At 65.6% G+C, this 6,136-nt stretch carries 5 protein-coding genes and 1 tRNA gene; all 6 read right to left on the reverse strand.

All coding sequences use genetic code 11. The features are described from left to right. Window positions 1-1,169: 1,169 nt before the first annotated feature. Window positions 1,170-1,245 (reverse strand) — tRNA-Lys (locus QGG75_09700). A gap of 82 nt (window positions 1,246-1,327) precedes the next feature. After that, window positions 1,328-2,485 carry a rod shape-determining protein RodA gene (gene rodA / locus QGG75_09705; protein ID MDP6067508.1) on the reverse strand — a complete coding sequence of 386 codons (1,158 nt, stop codon included), beginning with the start codon at window positions 2,483-2,485 and terminating at the stop codon, window positions 1,328-1,330. 2 nt (window positions 2,486-2,487) lie between these two features. Continuing rightward, window positions 2,488-4,368, reverse strand: coding sequence for a penicillin-binding protein 2 (gene mrdA / locus QGG75_09710; protein MDP6067509.1), 1,881 nt, complete (start codon window positions 4,366-4,368; stop codon window positions 2,488-2,490). Further along, on the reverse strand, window positions 4,365-4,886 hold the full coding sequence (mreD, locus tag QGG75_09715) for a rod shape-determining protein MreD (GenBank protein MDP6067510.1): 522 nt from the start codon (window positions 4,884-4,886) through the stop codon (window positions 4,365-4,367). Before mreD ends, mrdA begins: the two co-directional genes overlap by 4 nt. After that, window positions 4,883-5,764: a rod shape-determining protein MreC gene (gene mreC, locus QGG75_09720; GenBank protein MDP6067511.1), complete on the reverse strand. Its 882-nt coding sequence runs from the start codon at window positions 5,762-5,764 to the stop codon at window positions 4,883-4,885. The genes mreD and mreC overlap by 4 nt, the downstream gene beginning before the upstream one ends. A 32-nt stretch (window positions 5,765-5,796) precedes the next feature. Then, a partial coding sequence (locus tag QGG75_09725; protein MDP6067512.1) for a rod shape-determining protein occupies window positions 5,797-6,136 on the reverse strand: 340 nt, incomplete at its 5' end.

The raw sequence follows: 6,136 nt of genomic DNA on the forward strand, positions 1-6,136 counted from the left end.
GCAAAGCGCTACACGAAGCAGCGCGGGTCCCTCCTATGGACTACCGGGACAACCCGCAACACCGTGTACGGCATCACGTCAAGTGGACTAATTTTACGCCGCCCTCTGGACTGGTTTTGCTCCGCCGTTGACAATTATTGAGTTGGCGACAACACCATCAGGCCGCACAGCGCCCTCGGCTACAGGCCACCGGCGCCGGAGACTATTCTGCACCACCGGCCCGTTCCGGCCTTCGCTATTGATGGGCTACGGCCGAAACGGGCTTCAGAACGGATGGCAAACAAACTAACTTAGGATGTGGTACAAACCTTGGGGGCAGGTCACGCGCCGTCGGCTTCGGTCGCGCGACCCAGACCGCTCGTTCGCCGCTGCGCAGTTGCGGTGTGACGATGGTGAATAAATCACTCTGGTTCATGCGGCCTTCCCTGAGGTGATTTTGCGCGAGGCCGATACTAGAGCATTTTCGATGTTCATCAAATCGCCTGGCCACCCACCCCGTCGGCCCAACCAACCATGGAAGGGTTCCGCCCTGACGTTGTTACGACAAGCAAATCCTTGCGCCCGAACTTCAATTCCGTGCGCGTGCGCGATGACGGCTTTAATAGACTATCAGCCCCTTCGGAGGTTATCGAGAGGACGAAGCGACCTACCAAGCCCGCTACACGCATAACCGCGATCGAGAGGCCTTCGGGCAAGGCGGTCGAAAGCACGGCCCTGGCGCGCTGCCAGCAGTTGGATACGGACGCGGGGCGATTTCTGAAAATATTCTGTGAGCTTCAGTCCGTATATCCCGTTAGGGGCTCTTTTTTCTCCCCCCGGCCTCCCCGAAGAGCACTTCCCCCAGAAACCGGTTCCCGATTAGGTGCGGGCCTGGTCTGGAGCTGGAATACCGTCCTACCCCTTCCCCGACAGAGCGCAACAGTGCAACACCCCGACCGCCTGGACGATACGCTCCCACACCGCCTGACCGTCGGCGTGTAGAGCAAACTAGACTGCTGCCTGCTGCCAGCAGCCAGGGTTGTCAGCACATCGGCGACAACGCCCAAACCGGGGCTGGGGAAACACCATCTGTTACCCCCAGCGTTACCCCATTTCATTTTTTGCTGAAAATATCGCCGGTGCTTCTTCACAAAAACCCCACTAAGCCATTGACTTAGCGGGGTTAATTTTGGTGGGCGCACAAGGATTCGAACCTTGGACCCGCTGATTAAGAGTCAGCTGCTCTGCCAACTGAGCTATGCGCCCGTGGCGGCGGATATAGCAAACGCGCCGGGCCTTGTCGACTGGTCTTTGGTGGGGCAGGGCAGGGTGGTAGGGCGCGTCGCCCTCAGGTCTCCTCCATGCCGGGGCGGCGGGGGATGCGCACGTCGCGGTGGATGCAGACGCAAATCAGGAACCCGAAGCCGATCAGGATCGTCACCATGGCGGTGCCGCCATAGGAGATCAGCGGCAACGGCACGCCGACCACCGGGATCAGGCCGGTCACCATGGCGATGTTGATGAAGAAGTAGACGAAGAAGGTGAAGCTCACGCCCATGCCCAGGAGGCGCCCGAAATGGCTGCGCGAGCGCAGCGAGATGATGGCGCCGGCGGCCAGCATCAGGGCATAAAGCGCCAGCAGCACCAGGCCGCCGATCAGGCCGAACTCCTCGGCCAACATGGTGAAGATGAAGTCGGTCTGCTTCTCGGGCAGGAAATCGAGCTGGCTCTGGCTGCCGTTCATGAAACCCTTGCCCAAAAGGCCGCCCGAACCCAGCGCGATCTTGGACTGCAGGATGTGGTAGCCCGCCCCCAGCGGATCGCGTTCGGGATTGAGAAAGGTGAGAATTCGGTCACGCTGATAGTCGCGCAGGTAATGCCAGGCGAAGGGGATGGCGGCCAGCGCGGCGAAGGCGACGGAGCCGAAGATCCACATCCGCACGCCGGCCAGAAAGAACATGGCGCCGCCGCCGATGGCCAGGAGAAGCGCCGTGCCCAGGTCCGGTTGGCGCAGCACCAGCACCACCGGCGCTGCCACCAGGACCAGCGGTATGGCCAGCCAGCGCAGGCGCTCCACCTCCTCGTTGGTGAGGCCGTGGAAATACCGCGCCAGCGCCAGCACCACGGCGATCTTCATGATTTCCGAAGGCTGCAGGTTGACCACGCCCAAGTTGACCCAGCGCTGTGCCCCCATGCTCACAACGCCGATCACCTCGACGGCGCCGAGCAAACCCAGCGCCAAGAAATATATGGCATAGGCGTAGCGCAGCCAGATGCGGATATCGACCAATGCCACCAGGAACATCAGCACGAAACCGACACCAAAGCGCACCGTCTGGCGTTTGATCCAGGTGTCGACGGTACCCTCGGACACCGAATAGAGCATGGCAAAGCCGATCGAGGCGGTGAGGCAGATCAGCAGCACCAGCGTCCAGTTGACGTTCCACAACTTCTGCCCCAGCGAGAGCCGCACCTCGGAGAAGCCGACGCTGTCGCGCAGAGCCATCCCTAGCCCTCCTTGACAGGGGGCTTGCCGGCGCCACGACCGCCTGTGCCGGCCAAGCCAGGCAGGCGCAAGGGATCGCGGCGCTGGACTTCGCGTAGCACATCGCGGGCTACCGGTGCCGCCGCCGCCGAGCCGCCGCCGCCGTGCTCGATGATGACTGACACGGCGTAGCGCGGCGCCGCCATCGGGGCATAGGCGACAAACAGCGCGTGGTCGCGCTCCTCCCACGGTTTCTCGGAATTCTTGCGCAGGCCGGCCAGGCGTTGGGCCTTGGTGATGCGGCGCACCTGGACCGATCCGGACTTGCCCGCCATGGCCATCTCCGGCTCCCGGATGCGGGCTCTCCGGGCGGTGCCACGCTTACCGTTGACGACCCGCTCCATGCCCTCCCTGACCAGCCTGAGCGCCGCCGACGAGAGCTCCAGCGAGCGAGGTTTGGCCGCCGCCTTGCCCTCGGCGCCTTGGCGGCGCAGCAGCCGCGGCCGCAGGGCAAAGCCGCCATTGGCGATCTGGCCGGCCATGAAGGCCAACTGCAACGGCGTCGTCAACAGATAGCCCTGGCCGATGCCGGTAATCAGGGTCTCGCCCTGCTGCCAGGGCTCGCCGCGCAGCGCCAGCTTCCACTCGCGGCTCGGCACCAATCCCGGGCGTTCGCCGTTGAGGCCCAGCCCGAGTTGCTTGCCCAGGCCCAGGCGCCGCGCCATCTGGCCGATGCGGTCGATGCCGGTGCGCCGGGCGACGTCGTAGAAATGGATATCGCACGATTGCTCGATGGCCTCGACCAGGCTCAGCTCGCCGTGACCGCCGCGCTTCCAGCAATGGAAGGTGTGATTGCCGAATTTCAGCTCACCGCTGCAAAAGACGCGGTGCTCGGCGGCCACCGTGCCGGCTTCCAGGGCGGCCATGGCGACCACCATCTTGAAGGTCGAGCCGGGCGGGTACTGGCCGCTGATGGCCCGGTGCAGCAAGGGCTTGCGGTTGTTTTCGAGCAGCGCTTGCCAGCGGCCGCGGCTGAACCCGAGGTTGAAGGCGTTGGGGTCGAAGGTCGGTGTCGAGACCAGCGCCAGCACCTCGCCGTTATGCACGTCGATCAGCACCACGGCGCCGCTTTCCTCGCCCAAACGGTCGAAGACGAAGTTCTGCATGACGCTGTCGATGGTCAAGACGACGTCGCCGCCGGGCTGGCCGTCGTTGCGCTCCAACTCGCGGACCACGCGGCCGGTGGCGTTGACCTCGATCTGGCGGTTGCCGGCGCGGCCCCGCAGAAGGCTTTCACTGGCCTTTTCAACACCGCTTTTGCCGGTGCGAAAGTCGGGCAATTCGAGCAGCGGCTCACCCGTCTGCTCGTCCTCGCTGACCGGACCGACGTAGCCCACGATGTGGGCGAAGGGGCCGCCGAAGGGATAGTAGCGGGTCTCGCCGACGCCGGGCTGGACGCCGGGCAGATCGGGCATGTGGACGTTGATGCGGCTGAACTCGGGCCAGCTGAGGTTCTCCAGCACCGTCACCGGCAGGAAGGCTGGATTGCGGCCGATGTCTCGCATCACCTTGCGCCGATCGTATTCGTCAATGGCCACCAGCCGGCCCAACGCCGTCAGCGTCTCGTCGATGCTGCCGGCCTGTTCCGGGATCAGCAGTACCCGGTAGTTCTGCTGGTTGTTGGCCAACTCCTCGCCGAAGCGGTCGAGGATGCGCCCGCGCGGTGGTGACAGCAGGCGAAAGGAGATGCGGTTTTCCTCGGCCAGCACCCGATAGCGGTCGGCCTGCAGCACCTGCAGATAGTAAAGCCGGCCGACCAGGGTGGAGAACAACAGTGCCGTGCCGCCCGACAGCAGCACGGCGCGCCGGCTGAAGACCTTGTACCGGTCGGTGTCGTGCCTCATGCCTGGGCCTCCTGCACCAGCACCCGGGCCGAGCGGGCAAACAGCCAGGACAGCACCGGGTAGAGGGCGATGGTCAGGAAGGCCTGCACGGCCACCGGCAGGGGATCGATCAGGCTGACGTGGTAAAGCGCCGCCAGCAGCCACATCACCGCCGCCGTGGCCACGGCGATCAGCATGAAGCCCCACCATTCGACTGCGAACGACTTGCCCAGCAGCGCGCCACGCTGCGAGCGCGCCACACCGTGCACCAGCAGCAGCACCAGCGCCGCCAAGCCCAGGGGGCCGCCACCCAGCACGTCGTGGACGACGCCGACCAGCAGCACCGCCGGCGCCGGCAGCAGCTCGGGCCGGTAGAGGCTCCAATAGTAGACACTGATCAGTACCAGGAAGGGCGCCACCGGGGGAAAATAGGGCACCCGGAAGGGCAGCGCCGCCACCAGGGCCAGGGCCAGCGTCAGCAGCAACGGCGTCAGCGAGCGCGCGAAACGATCGGCGCGCTGCCGGATCTGGGGTTTCACGGCCTTTCCACCACCTCGCCGGCGCGCTCCCGGGGACCGTCCCGGCCGGGCACGTCGTAGCGCACCAGACTGAGGTATTCGAGGCGGTCGAAGCGAACCAGCGGCTGTACCCGCACGCCACCCTCGCTGACCTTGGTGATGACGCCCACCGGCAGGCCCGGCGGCAGCACGCCGCCGTGGCCCGAGGTGACGATGCGGTCGCCGGACGCCACCTGGGCCGTCACCAACATGAAACCGAGGCGCAGGAGGTTCGAGTTGTCGCCTTCCAGGAGGCCGCGCTGACGCGTCGATTCGACCACCACCGGCACCCGCGAGTTGAGGTCGGTCAGCAACAGCACGCGCGATGAGCGCCGCCCCACCTCCAGGACCCGGCCGACCAGGGCGCCGCCGCTGACCGCGGCCTGGTTCTTCTTGACGTCGTCACGGCCGCCGACGTTGACCAGCACCGTGCGGGCGAAGGGGGAGGCGGCATCGGCGATGACGCGGGCCGAGACGAATCCCTTGGCCGGCTCCGCCTGCACCCGGGCCAGGCTGCGGAAGGCGACATTTTCCTGCTCCAGGCGCTGGGCCGCCGCCTGCCACTGGTGCAGCCGCCTGTTCTCTTCCCGAAGGCGCTTGTTTTCGCCGTAGAGGTCGCTGATCTGGCGGCCTTCCTCGACCAGGCGGTTGATGGCCACGGCGGGCTGGGACAGCACCTCCAGTGCCGGTGCGGCAACGTCGAAGATGGCCGTGCGCAGGCGTTCCAAGAGGCGGCTTTCGGTCTTGCCCAGCAGCAGCAGCGAAACCGCCGCGCCCACCAGCAGCAAATAGGCGAAGCGCTGGACGACCACCCGCAGCGGGATGGTTACGCGCTGAAGTCCGCCGCCTTGGCTCCTCACCTGGTCCTCCGGTTATGGCTGGTCAGCCAGACCTAATACTGCTGATAAAGCACGTGCTTGAGGGTCTTCATTTCCTCCAGGGCCCGGCCGGTGCCCAGCGCCACGCAACTCAGGGGTTCATCGGCGATCGAGACGGGCAGGCCCGTGGCCTCGCGCAAGACCTGGTCGAGATCGCCCAGCAAGGCGCCGCCGCCGGTCAGTACGATGCCCTTGTCGACGATGTCGGCGGCCAGCTCGGGCGCCGTGTGTTCGAGCGCCACTTTGACCGCCTCGATGATGGCGCCCACCGGCTCGGCCAGGCTCTCGGCAATCTGGCGTTGGTTGATCACCAGCTCCTTGGGCACGCCGTTCATCAGGTCGCGACCCTTGACT

Source organism: Alphaproteobacteria bacterium (genome assembly GCA_030740435.1).
Taxonomy (GTDB): Bacteria; Pseudomonadota; Alphaproteobacteria; order UBA2966; family UBA2966.